Origin of the sequence: Halococcus dombrowskii, assembly GCF_022870485.1 — an archaeon.
GTDB classification, from domain to species: domain Archaea; phylum Halobacteriota; class Halobacteria; order Halobacteriales; family Halococcaceae; genus Halococcus; species Halococcus morrhuae.
Genome location: NZ_CP095005.1, coordinates 2,405,685 through 2,426,077 on the forward strand (window position 1 = coordinate 2,405,685; position 20,393 = coordinate 2,426,077).

The following is a 20,393-nucleotide window of genomic DNA, read 5'->3' on the forward strand; positions in this document are numbered from 1 at the left end:
GTTCCGGATCGACGACCGGCAGCTGTGGAGGAACGGCCATGATCGGAGGTGGTGTCGTGCTGGCGATCATCGCCGTTCTGCTGGTTGCACTCGGGACACGGTTCCTGCAAACCAAGGGCTGGTCATCGCCGATCCCACGCCCCGACGGCGGCTATCTCTCCGGCGGTGAGACAGATGTCGAACACGCCGAGAAACAGTCGGGCCTGTTGCGCTGGCTGACGACCGTCGATCACAAGGACATCGGCATCCTCTATCTCGTCTTCGGCACCGTGGCGGCGCTGTGGGGCGGTACGGAGGCGATGATGATCCGGACCGAACTGCTGACGCCGACGGCCGATGTCTGGACCGCAGCAACCTACAACGGTCTGTTCACCACCCATGGCATCACGATGCTGTTTTTCTTCGTCACGCCCGTCTTCTTCGGCATCGCCAACTACTTCCTGCCGCTCTTGCTCGACGCCGACGACATGGCGTTCCCGCGGATCAACGCCATCGCCTTCTGGATGCTGCCGCCGTCGCTGCTGCTCTCGCGGGCGGGACTGCCCGCCGACGCGCTCGGCAAACTCCTCTCGACGGTCGGCGTGAAGATCCCGTTTCTCGAAGCGCTCCATCCCCCGGAGACCGGCTGGACGCTGTACGCACCGCTCTCGATTCAGAGCGGAAACCCGCAGGTCGACCTACTCCTCCTGGGCCTGCATCTGAGCGGTATTGCAACCACCCTCGGCGCGATCAACTTCATCATCACCGTCGTCTCCGAGCGCGGTGACGACATCGGCTGGCCCGACATCGACATCTTCAGCTGGACGATGCTCTCGACCAGCGGCATCGTCCTGTTCGCCTTCCCCCTGCTCGGCAGCGCCGTCATCATGATGCTGCTCGATCGCAACTTCGGGACGACGTTCTATCTCGTCGAGGGCGGTGGCCCCATCCTCTGGCAACATCTGTTCTGGTTCTTCGGCCACCCGGAGGTGTACATCATCTTCCTGCCGGCCACGGGGCTGGTGAGCACGATCCTCCCGAAGTTCTCCTCGCGCAAACTGTTCGGCTTCAAGTTCATCGTCTACTCGACGCTGGCCATCGGCGTGCTCTCCTTTGGCGTCTGGGCACACCACATGTTCTCGACCGGGATCGACCCGCGCGTGCGGGCGAGTTTCATGTTCGTCTCGCTCGCGATCGCCGTCCCGAGCGCCGTCAAGGTGTTCAACTGGATCTCGACGATGTACGACGGCCGGATCCGTCTGACCGCGCCGATGATCTTCGCCGTCGGCTCGATCGGGACGTTCATCCTCGGCGGCGTCACGGGCGTCTTCCTGGCGGCGATCCCCATCGATCTCGTGGTGCACGACACCTACTTCGTCGTCGGCCACTTCCACTTCATCGTCATGGGGATCATCCCGATGATGATGTTCGCGGCGAGCTACTACTGGTATCCGATCATCACGGGGCGAATGTACGATACGCTCCTCGCACGGCTGCAGGCGGTTCTCACCATCATCGGCGTCCCGATAACGTTCGGCTCGATGCTCATCATGGGCGCGCTCGGCCTGCCACGGCGATACGCCAACTACCCAGAACAGTTCGCCATGCTCCAACAGGTCGCCTCCGTCGGCGCATTTATCATCGGCATCGGCGTGTTGCTCTGGCTGTGGAACATGGTGCAGTCCTATCGCGTCGGCCCGCGCGTCCGCGACGCCGACGTCTGGAAGCTCAAACGCGACGACGCCTTCACCCGGGAGTGGCAGTGGTTCGAGCAGAAACTCGCCGACCGCTACGGCACCGACGGCGGCGAACCCGACGACGACTGAATCAGGACTCCTCGGAGACGCCGCCGAGCACGCTCGAAATCCGTTCGCGCCATTCCTCGATCTCCTCGACGTCCGCCCGGAGCTCCGCGACCGACTCCTGTGTCGTATCGATGGCACCCTCGGTGTCGTCGATGTTCTCGTCGAGCGCCGCGATGTCGTCGGCGTTCGTCTCGACGGCCGCGTCGAGGCGCTCGATGGCCGCTTCGGTCTCGCTCGTCCGCTCGTCGAGCGCCGCGAGCTCGTCCTCGATCGTCGCGACCTGATCGGTCAGATCCTCGATGAGCTGGCGGGCCGGCCCGTTCTCGTCGATGAACTCCTCCAGCGCATCGGTGTAGGCTTCGAGATCGCTGATCCGCGACTGGAGATGGGTGAGACGCACCTCGCTGCCGGCGTCGTCGGTGTCGAGTTCCTCGGCGAGCAGTTCGCGATCGGCCGCCGCGAGGTCGCCAGCGCGGAGTTCGGCCGCCAGCGCCGCCCCGACGTCGCCCTCGGTAATGCCGTCATCGCCCGTATCGGCCTCGCCGTCGCGTGGCTGGCCATCTGCCGTGTTCGTTCCGCCGGATTCTCCGGCCCCGTCCGCCGCAGCCGCCTCGGCTCCCGAGATGTCGACCTCCTCGATGGCATCGTCGCCATCGGGATCCGCAACGTCGCGATCGCCGGCGATGACGTCGCGGGCGGCCTGACTGCTGTCGCGACCCGACGTGGCGGCCGAATCCTCGGTGTCGTCGCCAGCCGATCCGTCGGTAGCGGGTTCGGGAGCGATGTCGTCGGCATCGGTTCCACCCTCGGCGTCGGGCACATCGGTAGTCGATGCCCCGCCGTCGGAGTCGCCGATCTCGACCGTCGGATCGGTCATGAACCGTTCGGGGTCGTGATCGTCGGTTCGCACGCCGTAGACGGTTCGATACTCCTCGTCGGCCGCGAGGCGGTGCTCGAAGACCGCGCTGTCGCCCTCGACGATCCAGTCGTCGCCACCGTAGTCGGGATGGAAGCCGAGATCCGCCGCCGGAACGCCCTCGGGGATGGAATCGACCAGTCGGACCATCGCCTCGTCGTCGCGCTCCGAACGGAGGCGGAAGTCGACCGTCGGGACGGGGAACTCGTCGGTTTCATACGTTTTCGTGAGCGTGATGCCGTCCTCGGTGATCGTCCGTTCGTCCATGTCAGAACCACTCATGCCGAACGATCGGTCACGAACTCCCTTAAACGTTCAGCGCCGTATCACCGGTCCTCAGAGTTCGATGCGATCGCCGATCTCGGCAATTTCGAGATCCGAGGGATAATCGTAGCTTCGAGCGTGGTGAGACAGCGCCGTCGGGTCGGCCGTCAGCCCCTTCCACATGTCCCAGTGGGTGGGCACGAGGCGGTCGATCCGGAGCTGTCCGGCGGCTTCGACGATCTCGTTTTCGTCGCAGTACCAGCGTTTCTCGGTCAGTTCGCCGGTCTGCTTGTCGGGAAGCAGCCCGGTCGAACCGAACGCGAGCGCACCGAGATCGATATCGTGGCGCTCGCCGACGGGTTCGAGGCTCGTGTCGGGTTTCGTATCGCCGCCGTGGAAGAAGGTCCCCCCCGGGTGGTCGACGACGTAGCTCACCGGCTGGGTGGCGTCGGGGTCGTGTGCCGTCTCGACCGTGACGGTGAATTCACCGAGTTCGACGGTGTCTTCGACCGCCAGTTCGACGAGCTGATCGGCTGCAACGTCCCACTCGTCGGTCCAGGATTCCTCCTCGCGCGCGACCGCGATGCTGTCGGCCGGGCCGTAGAACGTGGCATCGGTGACTTCCAGGATCGGGGCCTGCGAGGGGCCGTGGACGTGATCGGTGTGTTCGTGCGTGGCGAAGATCGCGTCGGCTGTCCTGACGTCGCTCGGCGCGAACGGGACGGGGATCATGCGCACGGTTCGTGGCGGGTCGCCCGTACCGAGATACGGGTCGATGAACAGCGTCGTCGCGCCGTCCGTGATCGCGAAGCCGTTGCAGCCGAGATACCAGAGCGCGACGCCGTCGGGGTCGGCGGCGTCGATCTCGTCGACGAGCCAGTCGTCCCAATCGCTGTGGACCATACCGACACCGGGTGGGCGCGGTGCCTAAAGCCCGCGATCTGCCGCCGGTTCAGACGGGAAACCGTGAGATGCGGTGGTCGCCACGGACGCAGCGCCCGCGGCGCTCGTGGCCGTGGCGTTCGAGATGAATGCCGTCGAGACCGGCGTTCCACGCCGCACCGACGTCGTGAGGCCCATCGCCGACGAGCACGCCGTCGTCGCCGGCGACGCCCATTCGCTCGATCGCCAGACGGACGGGTTCGGGATCGGGTTTCCAGCCCAGGTCGCTCGTACAGCAGACGACCGTCTCGAACCGGCCGTGCAGATCGAGTTTGGAGAGAACCGGCTCGGCGAGATAGCGCTGGCAGTGGGTGACGATCCCGACCGGGACGTCGAGCGACGCGAGGAACGCGGCGGCGTCGTCGTAGACGAAGGTCGCCGCCGCGCGGGCGCTCGGATCCTCGATGGAATGGAGTGTCGACCAGAAGCGCTCGGCGTCGAGACCCCACTCACGGAGCTGTTCGTCGCGGAACCCGCCGAGACCGTTCCAGAGCGTGTGTGCCTCGCGGTCGTCGAAGCTGTAGCCGAGGCGTTCGCCGACGCGGTCGAACAGCCGACGGACGTACGTCCATTCGACGTCGACGAGCGTGCCGTCGAGGTCGCACAGCCAGAAATCGTACTGGGGTAGCTCCATCGGACTTATCGGGTACGCGCGCGATCCTCATAGCTGTTCTGCCGGCAGCACGCGTCGGTTCTCAGCGTGCGTCGTCGAAGTGCTCGGCCATCTGGATGTCCTGATCGGTGACGCCACCCTCCTCGTGGCTCGTCAGCGCGATCGCAACCTCGTCGTAGCGGATCGTGATCTCGGGATGGTGGAACTCCTCGTCGGCGATCTCGGCGGCCTCGCTCGCGAATTCGACCCCGTCGAGATACTCGTCGAACTCGTAGGTACGGACGATCTCGTCGCCCTCGTGATGCCATCCCTCCGGCGCGCGGTCGTCGATCTCCTCGTCGGACAGGACGTCTGCCATGGTCGGAGATGGAAGAGGAGAGGAATAAACGTTGGCCGTCGGGGTGCAACGACCGACATACGTCGGACGGAGAGGGGGCATGGCGGTAGGTATATCCGTTCAGGCGGGCGAGTACGAAACGTATCAGTGTCGCAGTTCATCACGATCACAAACCGACCCCGACAGGGGAACACCACTCAGATATGGAGGATACGGACAAATACCTGATCCATGCGGACGTCACCGCCGACGGGGTCGTCGAGCGCAACGATGTCGTCGGTGCGATCTTCGGCCAGACGGAGGGACTCTTGGGCACCGATCTCGACTTGCGGACGCTCCAGCAGTCCTCGAAGGTCGGCCGCATCGACGTCAGCATCAACTCGCAGAACGGCCAGTCGTTCGGCCGCATCACCATCGCCAGCGGGCTCGACAGGGTCGAGACTGCGATTCTCGCTGCATCGCTCGAAACGATCGATCGCATCGGCCCCTGCCGTTCGACGGTCGACGTCGAGCGCATCGAGGACGTCCGGGCCGCGAAACGCCGCGAGGTCGTCGAGCGTGCGAAAGGTCTCCTGGGAGCCTTCGAGGAGAGCACGATGAGCTCGGCCGAACTCGTCGAACAGGTCCGCGAGAGCGCACGCACCGGCGAGGTCGCCGAGTACGAGGGGTTACCCGCCGGGCCACGGGTGGCCGACGGCGACGCGATCACCGTCGTCGAGGGGCGCGCCGACGTGCTCGTTCTCCTCGAATACGGCATCAAGAACGCCATCGCCGTCGAGGGGACCAACGTGCCCGACGCGGTCGCGACGCTCACGACCGAGCGCACGACGACGGCGTTTCTCGACGGCGACCGCGGCGGCGATCTCATCCTGAAGGAGCTCGCCCAGGTCGGCGAGGTGGAGTACGTCGCGGTCGCACCCGCCGGCAAGAGCGTCGAGGACCTCTCGCGCGAGGAGGTCCACGAGGCGCTGCGCGGGAAGGTCGCCCACGAGCTCGTCGCCGAGGCGGGCAACCCCCGCGAGGCCGTCGCCGCGACCGACGGCAGCGCACGACCCGCACCCGCGACCGACCGCGTCACACCCGCGACGGCCGAGCCAACAGTTTCGGAACCGGGAGAAACGACGACCGCCGAGGGCGAACCGTCACCCGCTCGCCCACCCCCGACGGACGCCGGGAGCGTACCATCCGACACGGCAGCCGTCGAGTCGGCCGTCGAACCGACCGGCGAGCCATCGGTCGAACCGACCGAATCGATCGACGAGGACGAATCGCCGGCCGAGAGCGAACCTTCGTCGGAGGAAGCGATCAAAGAGACCGACGAACCGGCGACGCTCGGCGCACACGTTCGGGACGTCATCGACGACGAAACCGATCAGGCACGACTGCTCGACGGCGATTTTACCGTCATTGCGACCATCGAGGCCGCGGAGACGTTCGACGCGGTCGCGGAGGCGTCGGCGGTGCCCGTGGCAGTGGTGATCGACGGCGAACTCGATCAGCGCGTGCTCGACGTGGCCGCCCAACGCGGCGTCGAGCAGATCGTCGCACGCTCGACCGGCGAGTTCGTCAAGCGACCGACCGACGTGCGAGTGCGGACCGCCGATCAGCTCCGATCGTCGGACTGATACACCATCGCCACGCCGTCGCCGTGTTCGTAGTGGTTGGGGAGGAAACGATCGACTCGGAAGCCGTGACGCTCGTAAAACCGTCGCGCACGCTCGTCGTCCGCGCGTGCGGTGAGCCGGCAGTCGTCGCCATCGTCGAGGACGGCCTTCAGCAGCGCCGAGCCGCGGCCCGCGTTGCGGTGGCCGGGCGCGACGGCGAGTTCGGCGAGATGCGTCGGATCGCTGCCGACCGCGAGCGCGTAGCCGACTGCCGTGTGACCCGAAACGAGCACGCGCCCCGGCCCGGTGATCGCCGTTTCGAGCAGCTCCGGCCAGGTCGATGCGAGCGATGCCGATTGGATGGCGAGCAGGCGGGGGCGGTCGGCGGGCGTCGCCGGCCTGATCCGGTGGCTCATAGCACCGTGAGACCGATGGCCGCGGCGAGCGCTGCACAGACCAGCGCGGCCGCGAGCGTGGCGAGGAAGTTCACCGTCTGATTGCCGATACGGCGGTCGGCGAACGCGAGACCGGCGAGCGCCCCGGCGAACAGCTCGCCGACCGCCCGATTTTCGAAGCGCGCACCGAGCAGGCTGTCGACGACCATGCCGGCGACGCCCGCGAGCGTGATCGTGATCGCGCCTGCTGGCGAGATCGGGAGAAAGAGAAGGCCGAGCACGGCGATGAGCACCGCGCCAAACAGGCCGGCGACGGCACCCTGCCACGTCACGCCGCCGTCGGTGCCCGGTGGGACGGGTTCGAGCGTCGTGATGAGCCGTGGCGTGTCGAACAATCCACCGATCTCGCTCGACAGCGTGTCGGCCATCGCCGCGGCGAGCGAGCCGGCGAAGGCGAACTCGAAGGGGCCGCTCGTGAGCGGCAGCATCGGGCTCGCGGCGTAGGCCAGGACGGCACCGAGCGCGACCGCGGAGTTCGCGAGCACGTTGGCGCTGCCGCGCGCACCGTCGTTGCCCTCGGCGAGCCCGCGCTTTCGCTTCCGATCGTAGCGGAACTTGCCGGCGAGCCCGCCGCCGCCGAAGAAGGTGATGAGCAGCGCGAACCAGCCGAACCCGCCGAGAACGACCATCAGCAGTCCCGCGAGAACGCCCGTCACCATTCCGGTGATCGACGCGGTGTCGAGCGCGTAGGCGAGCGCGCCGAAGCCGGCCGTGACGAGAAGTGCGAGCACGACACCGATCGGGGTGATCGTCGGTTCGAGCGCGGCGAGCAGCCAGAGCAGCAACCCCATCGAGAACAGTACGAGCGGGTCGTCGCGAACGAACAGCGCGAGCCGAACCAGCGCGCCGAGCAACGCTGCGCTCGCGGCGAAAAAGACCGCGAGTGCGGGTGTCGGTGCCGGAGCGGCGAATCCGACGACGAGCTGGCCGAACACGCCGGCGAGCGTCCCGCCGACGATGAACGCGACCGTGGCGGCGACGGGTTCGTGTCGGCGCTGGCGGACCGCCGCCTCGGCGAGGTTGCCGCCCGAGAGCACGAGGACGCTTGCGACGAAGACGAAGACCGGCATCCCGAACAGGGGGGCAAACAGCGCGAGCCCGGCCGCCGCGAGCGCGAAGCCCGCCAGCCCGTAGAGCGCGCGCTCCTCGTGATCGCCGGGCCGGGCGAACAGTTCGAAGGCCGGCCCGTCCTTGACGACGAACGCCGCGAGCGCGGCGACGACCACGAAGGGAGCGGCGGCGGCCGGTCCCAACAGCGGGGCGGCGAGCGAGAGCGCGCCGACGAGCGCGAACGCGCCCGCCCGCCGGAGTGGCCACGTCACTGCCCGTCGTTTCCCCGATAGCTACTTAACGCTCCCGAAGCCGCCAGCGACCGCCCGTCAGCCATCTCCAACCGAAATCAACCACCGTGGCGCGCGATGAATCCGGCCGGAGGCCGGAGAACGCGCGAGGGATGAGCACCACAGCGAGCGAAGCGAGCGAGGAGCGCAGTCGGTTGGGGAGGTATGTGGGCTGTGCGGGGCGGGTGCGGTCCCTCATCGTTGTCTGCATTCCGTCGTCACTGCTGCGATAACTCACTCAAAAACGAATCCCGAGAGCGATCGATAATCGTTCGTCGACGAAACGTGAAGGCTTAGGTGAATCAACCGCTCCGTTCCACCGTGGGACTGTACGACCGCTATCTCGCCACTCGCATTCGCCGCACCGAGGCCCCGCTGCCGGGCTGTGTCGCGGTCGTCATCGCCGAGCGCGATCTGCTCGAAGACGGTGCCTATCGAACGGTCGAGGAGTTCTTCGAGTGGGCCTTCGAGTACGACGCCGACTGCGTGCTGGTCTACGTGAGCGTGCTCGATACGGGCGCGGTGCCGGCCATCCGCCGGGTGTTCGAGCGCTGTGACGCCCCGCGCGAGCTCGCCGTTCGCGGGCCGGACGACGACGAGCGCGCCGACGCACCGATCAACGTGAGCATCGGTCTCGGCGGCAAACACGAGTTCGCGGCGGCCGTTCGCGGCGCGGCCACCGCCGTCGAGGCCGGTACGCTCGCACCCGAGGAGATCGATGCCGAGACGATCGAGGACCGACTCGTCTTTCCGACCGCCCCCGATCTCGTCATCAAGACAGGTGCCGAACGGCTCTCGGATTTCATGATCTGGCAGTCGGTCTACTCGGAGCTGTACTTCACCGACGTGAACTGGCGGGATTTCCGCAAACGCGAGTATCTCCGCGCACTGCGGGACTATCAGAACCGACAGCGCCGCTACGGGCAGTAACTCGGATAGCTGTCGTTGACTCAGTCGGCCGTTGTCGGTTCGGTCTCGTTCGTGTTGCTCTCGACACCGTCGAGTTCGCCGCGCGGGAGATACTCCCGGAAGCGTTCGACGATGGCGCGCGCCTCGTCGAGTTCTGCACCACCCACTGCCCGGACCAGTGCGAGCGCGCGCCGCGCGCGGGTGCGACGCCACGACTGCTCGCGGGATTCGTAGGTGCGGATCGCGCGCAGGAAGTCCTTCTTCGCGAAGGCGGGCCAGTAGGGGGTGCAGAAGAAGACTGCCGCCTCGTTGCCGTTGGCGTGCCACGGCAAGAAGTTCGAGGTGCGCTCGTCGCCCCCCGTGCGGATGATGAGGTCCACGTCGCGAGCGGGACCGGCGTAGAGGCGGCGCTCGATCGTTTCGGCGTCGATGTCGCCCGGGGCAGTATCACCGGTTTCGACCGTCCGTGCGACGTCGCGGGCCGCGCTCAGCAGTTCGGCGCGGCCGCCGTAGGCGAGCGCGATGTTGAGCTGGAGCGCGTCGTAGTCGGCGGTTTTCGTCTCGGCGTAGTCGATGGCGTCGCGGAGATCGTCGGGCAGCCGGTCGGTCTCGCCGATGGCGCGGATCCGCACTTCGCGTTCGTGAACGCGCTCGGCGTCGGCGAACTCGCGGAGTTTCTCTTCGAGTAGCGAGAAGAGGTGGTCGCGCTCGTCGGCCGAGCGGTCGAAGTTCTCCGTCGAGAACGTGTAGAGGGTGAGCTCCTCGACGCCGATCTGTGCACACCAGTCGAGCACCGCCTCGGTGGTTTCGGCACCGGCACGGTGGCCGTCGGCGGCCGCCTTGCCGTGTTCGTTCGCGTAGCGACGGTTGCCGTCCTGGATGACGGCGACGTGTGTGGGTGCGCCGTCGATCTCGCGTTCGAGAAGGCGCTCGTAGGCTCGATTCAGCAGGCTGTGCGTGCGCGAAGCCATTCGTAGCTCATAACTGGGGGGCTGAAATGAATCTTCTGGCACGCGGACGGATCGTGTGACGGCGGGACAGGCCGGGCGACCATTGCGCAGGTTTTTATGTTACCGGTGCATCCCATCGAGTGCAATGGCGTCAGGTACGGTTGACTTCTTCAACGACACGGGCGGCTATGGGTTCATCGAAAGCGACGACGCGGACGAGGACGTCTTCTTCCATATGGAAGACGTCGGCGGCCCCGACTTGGAGGAAGGACAGGAGGTAGAGTTCGACATCGTGCAGGCTGATAAGGGACCGCGGGCGGAGAACCTGGAGCGGCTGTAAACATGGCCGAAGGACAAGTGGACTTCTTCAACGACACGGGCGGCTACGGCTTCATCGAGACCGACGAAGCCGACGAGGACGTCTTCTTCCACATGGAAGACGTCGGCGGCCCCGACCTCGAAGAGGGCCAAGACGTCGAGTTCGACATCGTGCAGGCCGACAAGGGCCCGCGCGCCGAGAACCTCGAACGACTGTAAACGACAGACGACTTTTCGGCTCCTCGGCGCAGCGGCGACCGGGGAGCGTATCTTTATCGGGTGCGAGCGACGGGTATGAGCGAGACGCTCGACGACGAGCTCAGGCGACGGACCGAAGCGCTGCTCGAACCCGGCGAGATCGAGTTACAGGGGCTGATCGTCCACACCGAGTATGATTCGAACGAGGAGAGCATGCTCCACCGTGCAACCATCGAAGTCGGCGACACGATCGCCGCCCACGCCGAGGCCGACGACACCTACGTCTACTCCGGCACCGACGACCCCGATTTCGGCCTCAACCAGCACCAGGGACTCACCATCGAGAACGACGAGTTCGTCTGGGAGTGCCAGCAGCTCCTCCGTGAGGGGACCTACGACGTCGTGTTCTACTACGAGGCGAGCGCCGACCACGAGGCGATCGTCGACGACCTCCAGGCGGAGGGCTACACGGTAACCGGCGTTCCCGAGTAGCGGGGCGTTTATGGCCGCCGCGAGCCGAGGGTCGGCATGACGAACGCGGACGCTACGGTCGCGCTCGACGAGCGCGAGCGCGCCATCATCAACGCTTTCCAGGGGGGTTTTCCCGTCGTCGAACGCCCGTTCGAGCCGGCCGCACGCGCCCTCGCCGAGCGCGGCATCGAGATCACCGCCGACGAACTCCTCGATGAAATCCGACGACTCGACGAGGAGGGGACGCTCTCACGATTTGGCGCACTGATCGACGCCGAGGCGATCGGCGGGACGGCGACCCTGGTGGCGATGCACGCGCCCGAGGAGCGCTTCGACGAGATCGCCGAGCAGGTGAACGCCCACCGCGAGGTCGCGCACAACTACGAGCGCGAGCATCCCCATCTCAATATGTGGTTCGTCGTCTCGGTCGCCGGCGAGGCGCGAAGCGCCTCGGATGCGAGCGGTGGAACCGCGAGCGAGAACGTCGAAGGGGTACTCACGGCCATCGAGAACGAGACCGGACAGGAGACCTACAACCTCCCGAAACAGCGCGAGTTCCGCGTCGAGGCGAAGTTCCTGCTCGACGGGCCGATTTCGGATGGCGATCTCGATCTGTCGGAGCTCGGTCCCGACGTCGAACCCAGTGGACGGGGATCGCTGACGCCGGCCGAGCGCGATCTCGTCATCGAACTCCAGGGCGGGCTGCCGCTCACCGAGACGCCCTACGCGGACGTCGCCGACGCGATCGGCCACGACGTCGAGTGGGTCGTCGAGACGATCAATCGATTCCTTGCGGAGGGGAAACTCCGGCGCGTCGGCGTCGTGCCGAACCACTACGCGCTCGGCTATACTGAGAACGGCATGACCGTCTGGGACGTGCCCGACGAGCTCGTCGCGGAAGTGGGACCGGCGATCGCCGAACTGGAGTTCGTCACCCACTGCTACGAGCGCCCGCGCCACGAGGGCGTCTGGCCGTACGACTTCTTCGCGATGACGCACGGCCGATCAGAGGAGGAGAGCGAGCGCCGGATCGAGCAGGTGCGAGAGCGGATGGGTGACTTCTTCGACGTCGGCGACGAGGACTGGGACACGCTGTTCTCGACGCGCATCCTGAAGAAGACGGGTATCAGGATGGACGAGCGCGCCGCGGCGAACACCGACGCAGCATCCGAGGAAAACGAATTGTGAATCGTCACCGTCCAGTATGCGGTGCGGCCAAAGCATTCCGACCGCGAGCGAGGCCCGGCAGGCCGAGCGAGCGGCCTTTTTTGGACCAGATTTTTTGGCGGGGTTTGAGGCGAGCGCAGCGAGTCGAGGACCCCGTGAAAAAAGGTGGGTGTGGATGATTCCGCTTCTCCACGATTTCAGCGAGGAGGCGGTATTGATCTTCGGTGGCGGGCCGGTCGGCGCGCGTAAGGCCCGCCGGTTCGCGCGCGAAGCACGGGTCGTAGTGGTGAGTCCGGCGTTCGCCGACGTCGAGTTCGGCGGTGCGGAACGCGTGCGTGCCGCGCCGTCGCCCGACGACGTCTCCGAGTGGTTCGAGCAAATCGAGCCAGCGCTCGCGGTCGCGGCGACGAGCGACGAAGCGGTGAACGACGCCGTGGCACGGGTCGCGCGTGAGCGCGGCACCCTCCGCAACCGGGCCGATCGAAGCGGTGGAGCCGTCGAGCGGGGCCAACTCAACGTTACCGTGCCGGCGACGATCCGCGACGATCCCGTCCTCTTGGCGATCGCCACCGGAGGAACGAGTCCGGCGCTCAGTCGATATCTGCGCGAGCGCTTCGAGGAGGAGTTCGCCGGCGCGGGCGCGATGGCGACGCTCACCGGGGAGTTGCGCGAGCAGTTGCGCGAGGACACGCCGGCCGCACAGCGCCGGGCGGCCATCCGGGCGGTCGTGCGCTCCGATCGGGTTTGGAAGGCTTTAGGTGATGGAACCCATACTCCGGCTCAAGAGGCCCAATCGGTGATCAGCGACGTGCTTTCGGAGATGAACGAACGATGACTGTCGCCACGGGGATCATTTCCGGCGTGAGCATCGCCCATCAGCACGCGAGCGTCGAACAGATCGAGACGGCCTGTGCCCGCGACGAGTGCGATCTCGTCGAGGTACTGCTCGATCACGAGGGCGTTCGCGAGGCGTTCTCGCTCCAGACGTGTAATCGTGCGGAGCTGTACGTCGTCGCCGACGATCCCGACCACGGCCGCGAGAGCCTTTCGTCGATCGTCGCCGACAGTCCCGACGAAGTCGTCCGCGAGCTCGGCCACGAGGAGAGCCTCCGCCACCTCATGCGGGTTGCCTGCGGACTGGAATCGCTCGTGCTCGGCGAGGACCAGATCCTCGGCCAGTTGCAGGACGCCTACACGAACGCCCGCGCGGTCGGCGGGATCGGCTCGATGTTCGAGGAAGGCATCCAGAAGGCCATCCACGTCGGCGAGCGCGCACGCACCGAGACCGCCATCGACGAGGGCGTGGTCTCGCTCGGCAGCGCCGCCGCACGGCTCGCCGACGAGGAACGAACGCTCGCCGACGCCACGGGACTGGTCGTCGGCGCGGGCGAGATGGGGACGCTCGCTGCCCAGTCGCTCGGTCGCTCGGTCGAACACCTGTTCGTCGCCAACCGTACCGAGCAAAAGGCCGCTCACGTCGCCGACCAGATCGAGGCCGACGGCGCGGCGCTCGATCTCGACGACCTCCCCGAGGCGCTCTCGCTTGCCGACGTCGTCGTCTCGGCAACGAGCAGTCCCGTTCCCGTGCTCGATCGCGAAGCGCTCGCAACCGCCGGCGAAACCCTGCTCATCGACATCGCCCAGCCCCGCGACGCGACGCAGGCCGCCGCCGAACTCCCGAACGTCACCCACTACGATCTCGACGCGCTCGAATCCGTCACCGAGGCGACGCGCGAGCGCCGACAGGAGGCCGCCGAGCGCGTCGAGGCGATGATCGACCGCGAGTTCGACAACCTGCTCGCCCGCTACAAGCGCCAGCGCGCCGACGCCGTCATCGCCGCGATGTACGAGAACGCCGAACGGATGAAGGAACGCGAGCTCTCGCGGGCGCTCTCGAAGCTCGACACCGACGGGATGACCGACGACCAGCGCGCCGTCGTCGAGTCGCTCGCCGACACGCTCGTGAGCCAGCTGCTCGCCGCCCCCACCAAGAGCCTGCGCGACGCCGCCGAAGTCGACGACTGGGCGACGATCAACAGCGCGCTCCGGCTGTTCGATCCGTCGTTCGACGCCGACGACACGCCGGCAACCCTCGGCGCGAACGACGTTCCCCAGGAGACCCAGTACGCGCTCGCCTCGGCCGTCCGCGAACATCTCGACGACTAACAACCCCCACTTTTTTAGACGGGGTCCTCCCTCGCGCCTGCGGCGCTCGGTCGAACCCCGTCCAAAAACCTGGACTAAAAACGTCTGCTCGCTCACGTTCGTTCGCTCGCAGTGAACCGCGCTCGTTCCACTCGCGCGGAGAGCAACGCCACCTACGACGCACCGCAACCGCCGAAGCCCTCGGCGCGCTCCGCGCGCCTCGCCCTTCATCCACCAGGAAACCGCGGCCGCACCCGCACGGCGGCCGCACCGCACCCGCCCCGTGGCCGCCGGCCGCGCGCCGGTTTCGCTAAAGTGATGCATGCTGCACGTCCAACGATGACATGGGCATCGACGAACCCGATATCGATCCTGAACGCTTTCTCGACGACGTCGAAATGCGCATCGGCGAGATCGTCGCCGTCGAGGAATTTCCCGAAGCCAGAAAGGACGTCTACAAGCTCGACGTGGAGTTCGGCGACGAAACGCTTCAATCTGCCGCTGGACTGACGATGTACGAGCGCGAGGAACTGCTCGGCCGGCAGGTGGTCGCGGTCGTGAACCTCGGCACGGTCTCGATCGCAGGCTTCGAGAGCCAATGTCTCGTGACCGGTGTCGACGGCGACGAGGGCGTGATCCACCTCCAGCCGGAGCGCCCGGTCGAAAACGGCACGCGCGTCTACTGAGGCAAAGCAGGTCGCGCATGGCGATTCGACTCGACAACCCTTATTCGTGGTTCACCGATAGGACGGGTATGCAGACCCACATCGTGCCGGTCGGCTTCGATTACGACCGGCTCATCGCGCCGCTCGTCCGGGACAAACGCGACGTCGACAGGGTAATTCTCCTCGAAGGCGCGGTCGGGAGCGAGGCGAACGTCGAATACTCGCGCAAGCTCGCGGCAAAGCTCGAACAGGATTTCACGAACCTGCTCGGCGCGGAGACCGAGCGGTTCGTCGTCGAGGACGTCTACGACTACGACGGGGCCTTCGAGCAGGCCTACGCGCTCATCAACGACGAGCTCGACGCCGGCCACGGGGTCTGGGCGAACGTCAGCGCGATGCCCCGAACCGTGAGCTTCGCCTTCGCCACCGCCGCCCACTCGATCGGCGTCGAGCGAAGCGAGGACCGCGAACGCATCCACACCTACTACACGATCCCCGAGAAATACCTCGAAACCGAACTCGCCGAGGAACTCCGCCAGCAGATCGACCTGCTCGCCGATCTCGACGATGACGACGAGCGTATCGACGAACGACTCCAAAGCGCTCGGGATTTACTCTCGGAGTTCGACGAGCGTGGGACGACGATCGGCGCGAAGGCGATCGATGGTGAACACATCCTCGAGATCCCCGTGGCGTCGTTCTCGAACGTCAAACCGTTCGAGGAACTCATTCTGTTCAAACTCGGCGAGGACGGCCCCTTCGAGAGCGTCTCGGAGCTCGCCCAGGCGCTCGCGCGCGAACTGAGCGAGGAGTACACCGACAGTTTCCGCTCGAAGGTCATCTACAACGTCGACAGGCTCGGTCCGGGCGGCAAGGGGTACATCGAGCAGGACGCCCACGGGAAATCCCACCGGACGCGCCTTTCGCGTATCGGCGAGCTCTGGGTGCGTTCGCACGCCGACAGGGAGACGTGAGCGGAGTGAGCCGGCGGATCGGACCGTCGTCGATCAGCCCCACTCCAGCCCGCGCGGCGACGACGGCGGGGTGAGTGGGCTCGTCGGGAGGCCTCCACTCGGGTTCGGGTCGTTGTACGCCCGCGGGGCAACGTCGTTCGGACCATCGGGGTAGAACAGTGACGCGAGCGCGTGAATATGCTCGCGACCGACGCCGAGTTCGAACTGTCCACCGCCGTACATCGAAATATTGTTCTCTCGACAGTGATCGATCGTGTCGAGCAGGGATTTCACTGAGCCGAACCGCGAGGGTTTGACGTTGAGCCAGTCCGGTTCCCAAGAGAGCTGTTCGACCGTGTCGACGCCCTGGATCGGGTAGTCCCACGTCACGCGCGCCTCGTGACCCGCGAACAGCTCTCGCGTCTCATCGGTCAGCGCCGGGTCCTCGATGAGCGCCTCCGGGAACCCACGGATGATCCGCTCGTAGAGGTCGGGATCGGGTGGCTGATCGACCATCGTTCCGTGATACTGGCCCTTGAGATCGAGAATCCGAACGGCATCGGTCGCGGCCAGCCGTTCGACGACATCGGCGGACCAGTCCGACGTGGGATCGAGCTTGAATTCGAGCGCCGGGTTCCGATCGAGCCAGTCGGCGACGCGCTCGCCGGTCGGTGGTTCCGCCAGCCGCGTGCTCACGACGAACCGAACGGGATCGTACGAGCGATCGAGGCGCTCGGCGAGGTTCGCCCCGGTCTGTTTCAGCGCGAGATCGAGCGCTGCGCTCTCGAACGCCCACCGCCGGTAGTCGCGGGCGGTCGGCTGGTCGGGCTCGTCGTTGGGAAAGAGGTCGATCCCGACCAGCCGCTCGGAGAACGAGTCAAGCGTGTACTCGCCCGCGACGGGGAACGTCTCCGTCGAGTCACGGAGCGCGTAGTGGGCCTCGTTGTCGTAGATGACGTCCTCACCCTGTCCGGTCTCGCCGTCGCCGTGCAGCGAGACGACGGTCGTCGTGCGGGTGAAGCCGCTCGACGTGTCCCGTTCGCGTTGGGCCAGCTCGTAGCCATCGATGGTGAGATCGAGATCGGCAACCCGGTCGTAGAGCATGGCCGCGGTACGCCCACGGACTATTTAAATCCGCCTCGGGCCGAGCGGTTGCCGGCGACGACGAACTCAGGCCCGTACTTCGAGCTTCTTCACCCGCGTCGCGAGCGCGAGAAAGGTCGCGAGCAGCGTCAGCGCGAGCGCGCCCGCCGCGACGTACTGGTGAGCGGGTACGACGTGCTCGATGACGCCATCGACGATCGGCTGAATGGGGAGGGTCGTGTGGTGGTACGTGCCGACGACGGGAACGAAGTAGTCCACGAGATCGTTGAGGCCGTACCACGCGAGCGCGATGGCGACCGCCCACACGGGAAAGTCGGAGTAGCGATGGATCACGAACCCTTCGAGCGCCATCGCGAGATGGCTGAAAAAGAGGAAGAGATAGAGCCACAACGGGGTGCTCGCGAGGAACGAATCCTGGAAGGCGAGCAGGGTGTAGGGGGTCCAGAGCCCGAGCTTGAGACAGCCGAAGAAGGCGAGCGCGTCGAGCCATTCCCTGGAATGGCCGAGCTTCCAGCCCGCGATCGAGAGCGCGATGAACAGCGTCGCCACCGGGCTATCGGGGACGAACGGCCACGCGAGAGCGGGTTCGAGACCGAACTGGAACCGGTAGTACCAGAAGCCAAAGGCCGTGCCAGCGAGGTTGATCGCGACGACGAGCCAGCCGAGCCGTAGCCCCAGATCCTCGATCGCTTTCGGCACCGGCGCGATGTACCGTGGCAGCGCCTCGCGGTCGGGCACCGCCCCGTCGAGCAGGCGACGGAGTGGGCCGACCCGTCGTTCGGCCATTGACCGAGGGTTGGCCGGCCGCGACAAAACGGTGCTGATCGGTCGAGGAGGGAGAGGGGAACGTGTACGGTGACAATAAGCGAAAACGTTCGGCGTTCGTTCGACTATTGTCTCTTAAATTGATTTTGAATTGATTTTCAAGGACCAAGCTAGTTATTCAGCCATCAACGCCACCATCAGTGAGAGTAGATCAAAGAACGGTGTTAAGTGAGTGGGGATTCAACTCGTGACATGGCCGACGAGACCGATTTGGAGGAGCTGAAGCGGGGTACCGAACTCGTCAAGCGCGGGTTCGCGCGGATGCAGCAGGGCGGGGTCATCATGGACGTCGTCAACGCCGAACAGGCCCGCATCGCCGAGGACGCGGGTGCGGTCGCCGTGATGGCGCTCGAAGCCGTGCCGGCTGACATCAGAAAGCGCGGCGGCGTCGCGCGCATGGCCGATCCCGCCGACATCACCGAGATCATCGAGGAAGTCTCGCTCCCGGTGATGGGGAAATCGCGGATCGGCCACACCAAAGAGGCACAGATCCTCGAAGCCACGGGCGTCGACATGATCGACGAATCCGAAGTGCTGACGCCCGCCGACGACGACTACCACATCGACAAGCGCGAGTTCACCGCGCCGTTCGTCTGTGGCGCGCGCGATCTCGGCGAGGCTCTCAGAAGAATCGGCGAGGGCGCGGCGATGATCCGGACGAAGGGTGAGGCGGGCACCGGTGACGTGAACCAGGCCGTCTTCCACCAGCGCAACATCCGCGGCGCGATCCGCAAGCTGGAGGGGATGACCCACGAGGAGCGCGAGGCCTACGCCCGCGAGATCGAGGCCCCGGCCGAACTGGTCCACGAGACCGCCGACGCCGGCCGTCTCCCGGTCGTGAACTTCGCCGCCGGCGGCATCGCGACGCCTGCCGACGCCGCGCTCATGATGCACCACGACTGTGATGGGATCTTCGTCGGATCGGGCATCTTCGGTGCCGAGAACCCCGAAGCGATGGGCGAGGCGATCGTCGAGGCGACCAACAGCTGGGACGATCCCGAGAAGCTCGCAGCCATCGCGACGAACGCCGGCTCGGGCATGAAGGGCGACGCGAACGCCGACCTGCCAGAAGAAGAGAAGCTCCAGGGTCGCGGCGTCTGAACGGTCGATTTTTCGGATACTCGTTCCTCTACGCGCGCGTTCGTGCCGGAAGGAAGACGTAACAGACGACCGCGAGCGCCGTGAGTGCAGCGAGAACCACGAAGGATTCGTCGGCGAGTCCGGCATCGAAGAAAAGCCCGACTACGGTCGAACCGGTCGCGGCGATCAGGAAGAACGTCGTTCGGAAGAAGCCCCAGGCCGTGCCCTGAACCGCGCTCGGGACGACGGCGATGATGTAGGCGTTACTCACGGGGTTGATCGCGAGCCGTGAGCCGAGCAGGACCGTGAGCAGCGCGACAGGGACGATTCTCTGGACAAACGGCAGCGCGAGCAGCGGGAGCACGCCGAAGCCGGCGGTCGCGAGCAGCACCGTGCGATCGCCGTAGTAGTCGGCGGCGTTGCCGGCGACCGACTGGGCGAGCGCCCCGCCGACGAAGAAGAGCGCGAACAGGGCGGCGGCGCGCTCCTGGGAGAACCCCTTGACCGCGATGAAGTAGGTCGGTAAAAACGAGGTCAGCCCCTGCATCACGAACAGTGAGAGCGTGGCGGCGCTCACCGCCGTCACCGTGCGCCGCGAGACGGCGGTCCCGAGCGCGCGCAGCAGTCCTCGGACCGAGGGGCGACCCGACGGGGTGGCGGTCGGCGTGCGCCGCGAAAGCACTCGTCGGATGGCGATGGCGACAGCGAGGTAGGGGATCGCGAGCAACACGACGGTCGTCTGCCAGCCGAGCGGGCCGACGAGCACGCTGGCGGCGAACGGCAACAGCGCCGAGCCGACGCTGCCCGCCGCGAGCGTGAGGCCGATGGCGGTGCCGTCGTGCTCGCCGAACGTCGCCGAGAGGGCGGTCCCGCGCGCTGGGCCGTACAGTCCAGTCCCAAACCCGAACAGTGCACAGCCGCCGAGAAACAGCAGGAACGTCGGTGCGAGACTCACCGCGACGACCGCGCCCGCCGAAACCACGAGACTCGTCCCGAGCAGCGCGCGCTCGCCGAAGCGGTCGGTCAGCATGCCGGCCGGGAACTGCATCAGCGCGTAGGCCGCCCAGACGGTCGTGACCGCCACGCCCGCCATCGCGTTCGAGACCGCGAAGAACTCCTTGACCTGCGGGAGGATCGCCGGAAAGAGATAGCGCCCGCCGAGCACCGTCAGCCAGCCGGCGGCCACGACTGCGAGCGTCCAGCCGCGCCCGTCGCCGCGCAGCACCCGGCTCGTCCGTCGCACGCGATCTCTGAGCGATTCGAACGACGCCTCCATTCGGTGTGAAATGGAGACGAACGCCGTATGAACGTGGTGATACGACCACGATCTCAACCTATCGGCGGCTCACGTTT

The 20,393-nt window shown here is 66.4% G+C and carries 22 protein-coding genes; 12 read left to right on the top strand and 10 right to left on the bottom strand.

Annotated features, from left to right (window positions below; genetic code table 11):
* Positions 1–38 precede the first annotated feature (38 nt).
* Entirely contained in the window at positions 39–1,805 is a 1,767-nt protein-coding gene (locus MUK72_RS12495; protein WP_244701345.1) for a cbb3-type cytochrome c oxidase subunit I, read from the top strand.
* Between the two features lies 1 nt (position 1,806).
* Here MUK72_RS12495 and MUK72_RS12500 read toward each other — a convergent pair whose 3' ends face one another.
* The 4 genes from MUK72_RS12500 to MUK72_RS12515 all read right to left on the bottom strand — a co-directional run bounded on the left by MUK72_RS12500 (position 1,807) and on the right by MUK72_RS12515 (position 4,877).
* Positions 1,807–2,982 (bottom strand): hypothetical protein, encoded by a 1,176-nt coding sequence (locus MUK72_RS12500; RefSeq protein WP_244701347.1) that lies wholly within the window; start codon positions 2,980–2,982, stop codon positions 1,807–1,809.
* A gap of 54 nt (positions 2,983–3,036) precedes the next feature.
* On the bottom strand, positions 3,037–3,867 hold the full coding sequence (locus tag MUK72_RS12505) for an MBL fold metallo-hydrolase (protein ID WP_244701350.1): 831 nt from the start codon (positions 3,865–3,867) through the stop codon (positions 3,037–3,039).
* A gap of 49 nt (positions 3,868–3,916) precedes the next feature.
* Positions 3,917–4,540, bottom strand: coding sequence for an HAD family hydrolase (locus MUK72_RS12510; protein ID WP_244701352.1), 624 nt, complete (start codon positions 4,538–4,540; stop codon positions 3,917–3,919).
* Between the two features lie 61 nt (positions 4,541–4,601).
* Complete coding sequence (locus MUK72_RS12515) at positions 4,602–4,877, bottom strand: 4a-hydroxytetrahydrobiopterin dehydratase (RefSeq protein ID WP_004055486.1); 276 nt, start codon at positions 4,875–4,877, stop codon at positions 4,602–4,604.
* Between the two features lie 182 nt (positions 4,878–5,059).
* Between MUK72_RS12515 and dnaG the strand changes: the two genes are divergently transcribed.
* Positions 5,060–6,481, top strand: a complete 1,422-nt coding sequence (dnaG, locus tag MUK72_RS12520; RefSeq protein WP_244701355.1) for a DNA primase DnaG — start codon at positions 5,060–5,062, stop codon at positions 6,479–6,481.
* Here the strand turns inward: dnaG and MUK72_RS12525 are convergent.
* Both MUK72_RS12525 and MUK72_RS12530 read right to left on the bottom strand, forming a co-directional pair.
* Positions 6,460–6,876 (bottom strand): GNAT family N-acetyltransferase, encoded by a 417-nt coding sequence (locus tag MUK72_RS12525; protein ID WP_244701358.1) that lies wholly within the window; start codon positions 6,874–6,876, stop codon positions 6,460–6,462. The two genes, dnaG and MUK72_RS12525, sit on opposite strands and share 22 nt — an antisense overlap.
* Positions 6,873–8,237, bottom strand: coding sequence for a DUF92 domain-containing protein (locus MUK72_RS12530; protein WP_244701361.1), 1,365 nt, complete (start codon positions 8,235–8,237; stop codon positions 6,873–6,875). The genes MUK72_RS12525 and MUK72_RS12530 overlap by 4 nt, the downstream gene beginning before the upstream one ends.
* Before the next feature lie 339 nt (positions 8,238–8,576).
* Here MUK72_RS12530 and MUK72_RS12535 point away from each other — a divergent pair, with 339 nt between their 5' ends.
* On the top strand, positions 8,577–9,185 hold the full coding sequence (locus MUK72_RS12535; RefSeq protein ID WP_244701364.1) for an undecaprenyl diphosphate synthase family protein: 609 nt from the start codon (positions 8,577–8,579) through the stop codon (positions 9,183–9,185).
* Positions 9,186–9,205: 20 nt separating this feature from the next.
* Here the strand turns inward: MUK72_RS12535 and uppS are convergent, their stop codons facing one another.
* Positions 9,206–10,135, bottom strand: coding sequence for a polyprenyl diphosphate synthase (uppS, locus tag MUK72_RS12540; RefSeq protein ID WP_244701367.1), 930 nt, complete (start codon positions 10,133–10,135; stop codon positions 9,206–9,208).
* A 124-nt stretch (positions 10,136–10,259) separates the two neighbouring features.
* On the opposite strand from uppS, the gene MUK72_RS12545 reads away from it, so the two are divergent.
* The 8 genes from MUK72_RS12545 to MUK72_RS12580 all read left to right on the top strand — a co-directional run bounded on the left by MUK72_RS12545 (position 10,260) and on the right by MUK72_RS12580 (position 16,052).
* Positions 10,260–10,454 (top strand): cold-shock protein, encoded by a 195-nt coding sequence (locus tag MUK72_RS12545; RefSeq protein WP_004055492.1) that lies wholly within the window; start codon positions 10,260–10,262, stop codon positions 10,452–10,454.
* Positions 10,455–10,456: 2 nt separating this feature from the next.
* Positions 10,457–10,651 carry a cold-shock protein gene (locus MUK72_RS12550; protein ID WP_004055493.1) on the top strand — a complete coding sequence of 65 codons (195 nt, stop codon included), beginning with the start codon at positions 10,457–10,459 and terminating at the stop codon, positions 10,649–10,651.
* Positions 10,652–10,726: 75 nt separating this feature from the next.
* The gene (locus tag MUK72_RS12555; RefSeq protein ID WP_244701370.1) at positions 10,727–11,122 is read left to right on the top strand and encodes a DUF5778 family protein; all 396 of its coding nucleotides are present in this window, start codon (positions 10,727–10,729) and stop codon (positions 11,120–11,122) included.
* Between the two features lie 36 nt (positions 11,123–11,158).
* Positions 11,159–12,289 carry a siroheme decarboxylase subunit beta gene (gene ahbB / locus MUK72_RS12560; protein ID WP_244701373.1) on the top strand — a complete coding sequence of 377 codons (1,131 nt, stop codon included), beginning with the start codon at positions 11,159–11,161 and terminating at the stop codon, positions 12,287–12,289.
* A 154-nt stretch (positions 12,290–12,443) separates the two neighbouring features.
* Entirely contained in the window at positions 12,444–13,103 is a 660-nt protein-coding gene (locus MUK72_RS12565; protein ID WP_244701376.1) for a precorrin-2 dehydrogenase/sirohydrochlorin ferrochelatase family protein, read from the top strand.
* The gene (gene hemA, locus MUK72_RS12570) at positions 13,100–14,434 is read left to right on the top strand and encodes a glutamyl-tRNA reductase (protein ID WP_244701379.1); all 1,335 of its coding nucleotides are present in this window, start codon (positions 13,100–13,102) and stop codon (positions 14,432–14,434) included. Before MUK72_RS12565 ends, hemA begins: the two co-directional genes overlap by 4 nt.
* 323 nt (positions 14,435–14,757) lie before the next feature.
* Positions 14,758–15,099 (top strand): tRNA-binding protein, encoded by a 342-nt coding sequence (locus tag MUK72_RS12575; protein WP_244701382.1) that lies wholly within the window; start codon positions 14,758–14,760, stop codon positions 15,097–15,099.
* 68 nt (positions 15,100–15,167) lie between these two features.
* Positions 15,168–16,052 carry an HFX_2341 family transcriptional regulator gene (locus MUK72_RS12580; protein ID WP_244701385.1) on the top strand — a complete coding sequence of 295 codons (885 nt, stop codon included), beginning with the start codon at positions 15,168–15,170 and terminating at the stop codon, positions 16,050–16,052.
* Between the two features lie 33 nt (positions 16,053–16,085).
* Here the strand turns inward: MUK72_RS12580 and MUK72_RS12585 are convergent, their stop codons facing one another.
* Together MUK72_RS12585 and MUK72_RS12590 are read right to left on the bottom strand one after the other, a co-directional pair.
* Positions 16,086–17,135 (bottom strand): enolase-like domain-containing protein, encoded by a 1,050-nt coding sequence (locus MUK72_RS12585; protein ID WP_244701388.1) that lies wholly within the window; start codon positions 17,133–17,135, stop codon positions 16,086–16,088.
* Between the two features lie 66 nt (positions 17,136–17,201).
* A complete protein-coding gene (locus tag MUK72_RS12590) occupies positions 17,202–17,921 on the bottom strand; it encodes a DUF1405 domain-containing protein (protein ID WP_244701403.1) in 720 nt (239 codons plus the stop codon).
* Between the two features lie 231 nt (positions 17,922–18,152).
* Here MUK72_RS12590 and pdxS point away from each other — a divergent pair, with 231 nt between their 5' ends.
* Positions 18,153–19,061, top strand: a complete 909-nt coding sequence (gene pdxS / locus MUK72_RS12595; protein WP_004055502.1) for a pyridoxal 5'-phosphate synthase lyase subunit PdxS — start codon at positions 18,153–18,155, stop codon at positions 19,059–19,061.
* 28 nt (positions 19,062–19,089) lie between these two features.
* Here the strand turns inward: pdxS and MUK72_RS12600 are convergent, their stop codons facing one another.
* The gene (locus tag MUK72_RS12600) at positions 19,090–20,316 is read right to left on the bottom strand and encodes an MFS transporter (RefSeq protein WP_244701406.1); all 1,227 of its coding nucleotides are present in this window, start codon (positions 20,314–20,316) and stop codon (positions 19,090–19,092) included.
* Positions 20,317–20,393: the final 77 nt, after the last annotated feature.

What these genes read in the sequence shown, in the direction of transcription:
- MUK72_RS12550 (WP_004055493.1), top strand. Translation starts at nt 10,457, where the DNA reads ATGGCCGAAGGACAAGTGGACTTCTTCAACGACACGGGCGGCTACGGC.
- ahbB (WP_244701373.1), top strand. Translation starts at nt 11,159, where the DNA reads ATGACGAACGCGGACGCTACGGTCGCGCTCGACGAGCGCGAGCGCGCC.
- MUK72_RS12495 (WP_244701345.1), top strand. Translation starts at nt 39, where the DNA reads ATGATCGGAGGTGGTGTCGTGCTGGCGATCATCGCCGTTCTGCTGGTT.
- pdxS (WP_004055502.1), top strand. Translation starts at nt 18,153, where the DNA reads ATGGCCGACGAGACCGATTTGGAGGAGCTGAAGCGGGGTACCGAACTC.
- MUK72_RS12575 (WP_244701382.1), top strand. Translation starts at nt 14,758, where the DNA reads ATGGGCATCGACGAACCCGATATCGATCCTGAACGCTTTCTCGACGAC.
- MUK72_RS12545 (WP_004055492.1), top strand. Translation starts at nt 10,260, where the DNA reads ATGGCGTCAGGTACGGTTGACTTCTTCAACGACACGGGCGGCTATGGG.
- MUK72_RS12555 (WP_244701370.1), top strand. Translation starts at nt 10,727, where the DNA reads ATGAGCGAGACGCTCGACGACGAGCTCAGGCGACGGACCGAAGCGCTG.
- MUK72_RS12525 (WP_244701358.1), bottom strand. Translation starts at nt 6,876, where the DNA reads ATGAGCCACCGGATCAGGCCGGCGACGCCCGCCGACCGCCCCCGCCTG.
- MUK72_RS12505 (WP_244701350.1), bottom strand. Translation starts at nt 3,867, where the DNA reads ATGGTCCACAGCGATTGGGACGACTGGCTCGTCGACGAGATCGACGCC.
- MUK72_RS12500 (WP_244701347.1), bottom strand. Translation starts at nt 2,982, where the DNA reads ATGAGTGGTTCTGACATGGACGAACGGACGATCACCGAGGACGGCATC.
- MUK72_RS12590 (WP_244701403.1), bottom strand. Translation starts at nt 17,921, where the DNA reads ATGGCCGAACGACGGGTCGGCCCACTCCGTCGCCTGCTCGACGGGGCG.
- MUK72_RS12510 (WP_244701352.1), bottom strand. Translation starts at nt 4,540, where the DNA reads ATGGAGCTACCCCAGTACGATTTCTGGCTGTGCGACCTCGACGGCACG.
- uppS (WP_244701367.1), bottom strand. Translation starts at nt 10,135, where the DNA reads ATGGCTTCGCGCACGCACAGCCTGCTGAATCGAGCCTACGAGCGCCTT.
- MUK72_RS12580 (WP_244701385.1), top strand. Translation starts at nt 15,168, where the DNA reads ATGCAGACCCACATCGTGCCGGTCGGCTTCGATTACGACCGGCTCATC.
- MUK72_RS12515 (WP_004055486.1), bottom strand. Translation starts at nt 4,877, where the DNA reads ATGGCAGACGTCCTGTCCGACGAGGAGATCGACGACCGCGCGCCGGAG.
- MUK72_RS12565 (WP_244701376.1), top strand. Translation starts at nt 12,444, where the DNA reads ATGATTCCGCTTCTCCACGATTTCAGCGAGGAGGCGGTATTGATCTTC.
- hemA (WP_244701379.1), top strand. Translation starts at nt 13,100, where the DNA reads ATGACTGTCGCCACGGGGATCATTTCCGGCGTGAGCATCGCCCATCAG.
- dnaG (WP_244701355.1), top strand. Translation starts at nt 5,060, where the DNA reads ATGGAGGATACGGACAAATACCTGATCCATGCGGACGTCACCGCCGAC.
- MUK72_RS12600 (WP_244701406.1), bottom strand. Translation starts at nt 20,316, where the DNA reads ATGGAGGCGTCGTTCGAATCGCTCAGAGATCGCGTGCGACGGACGAGC.
- MUK72_RS12585 (WP_244701388.1), bottom strand. Translation starts at nt 17,135, where the DNA reads ATGCTCTACGACCGGGTTGCCGATCTCGATCTCACCATCGATGGCTAC.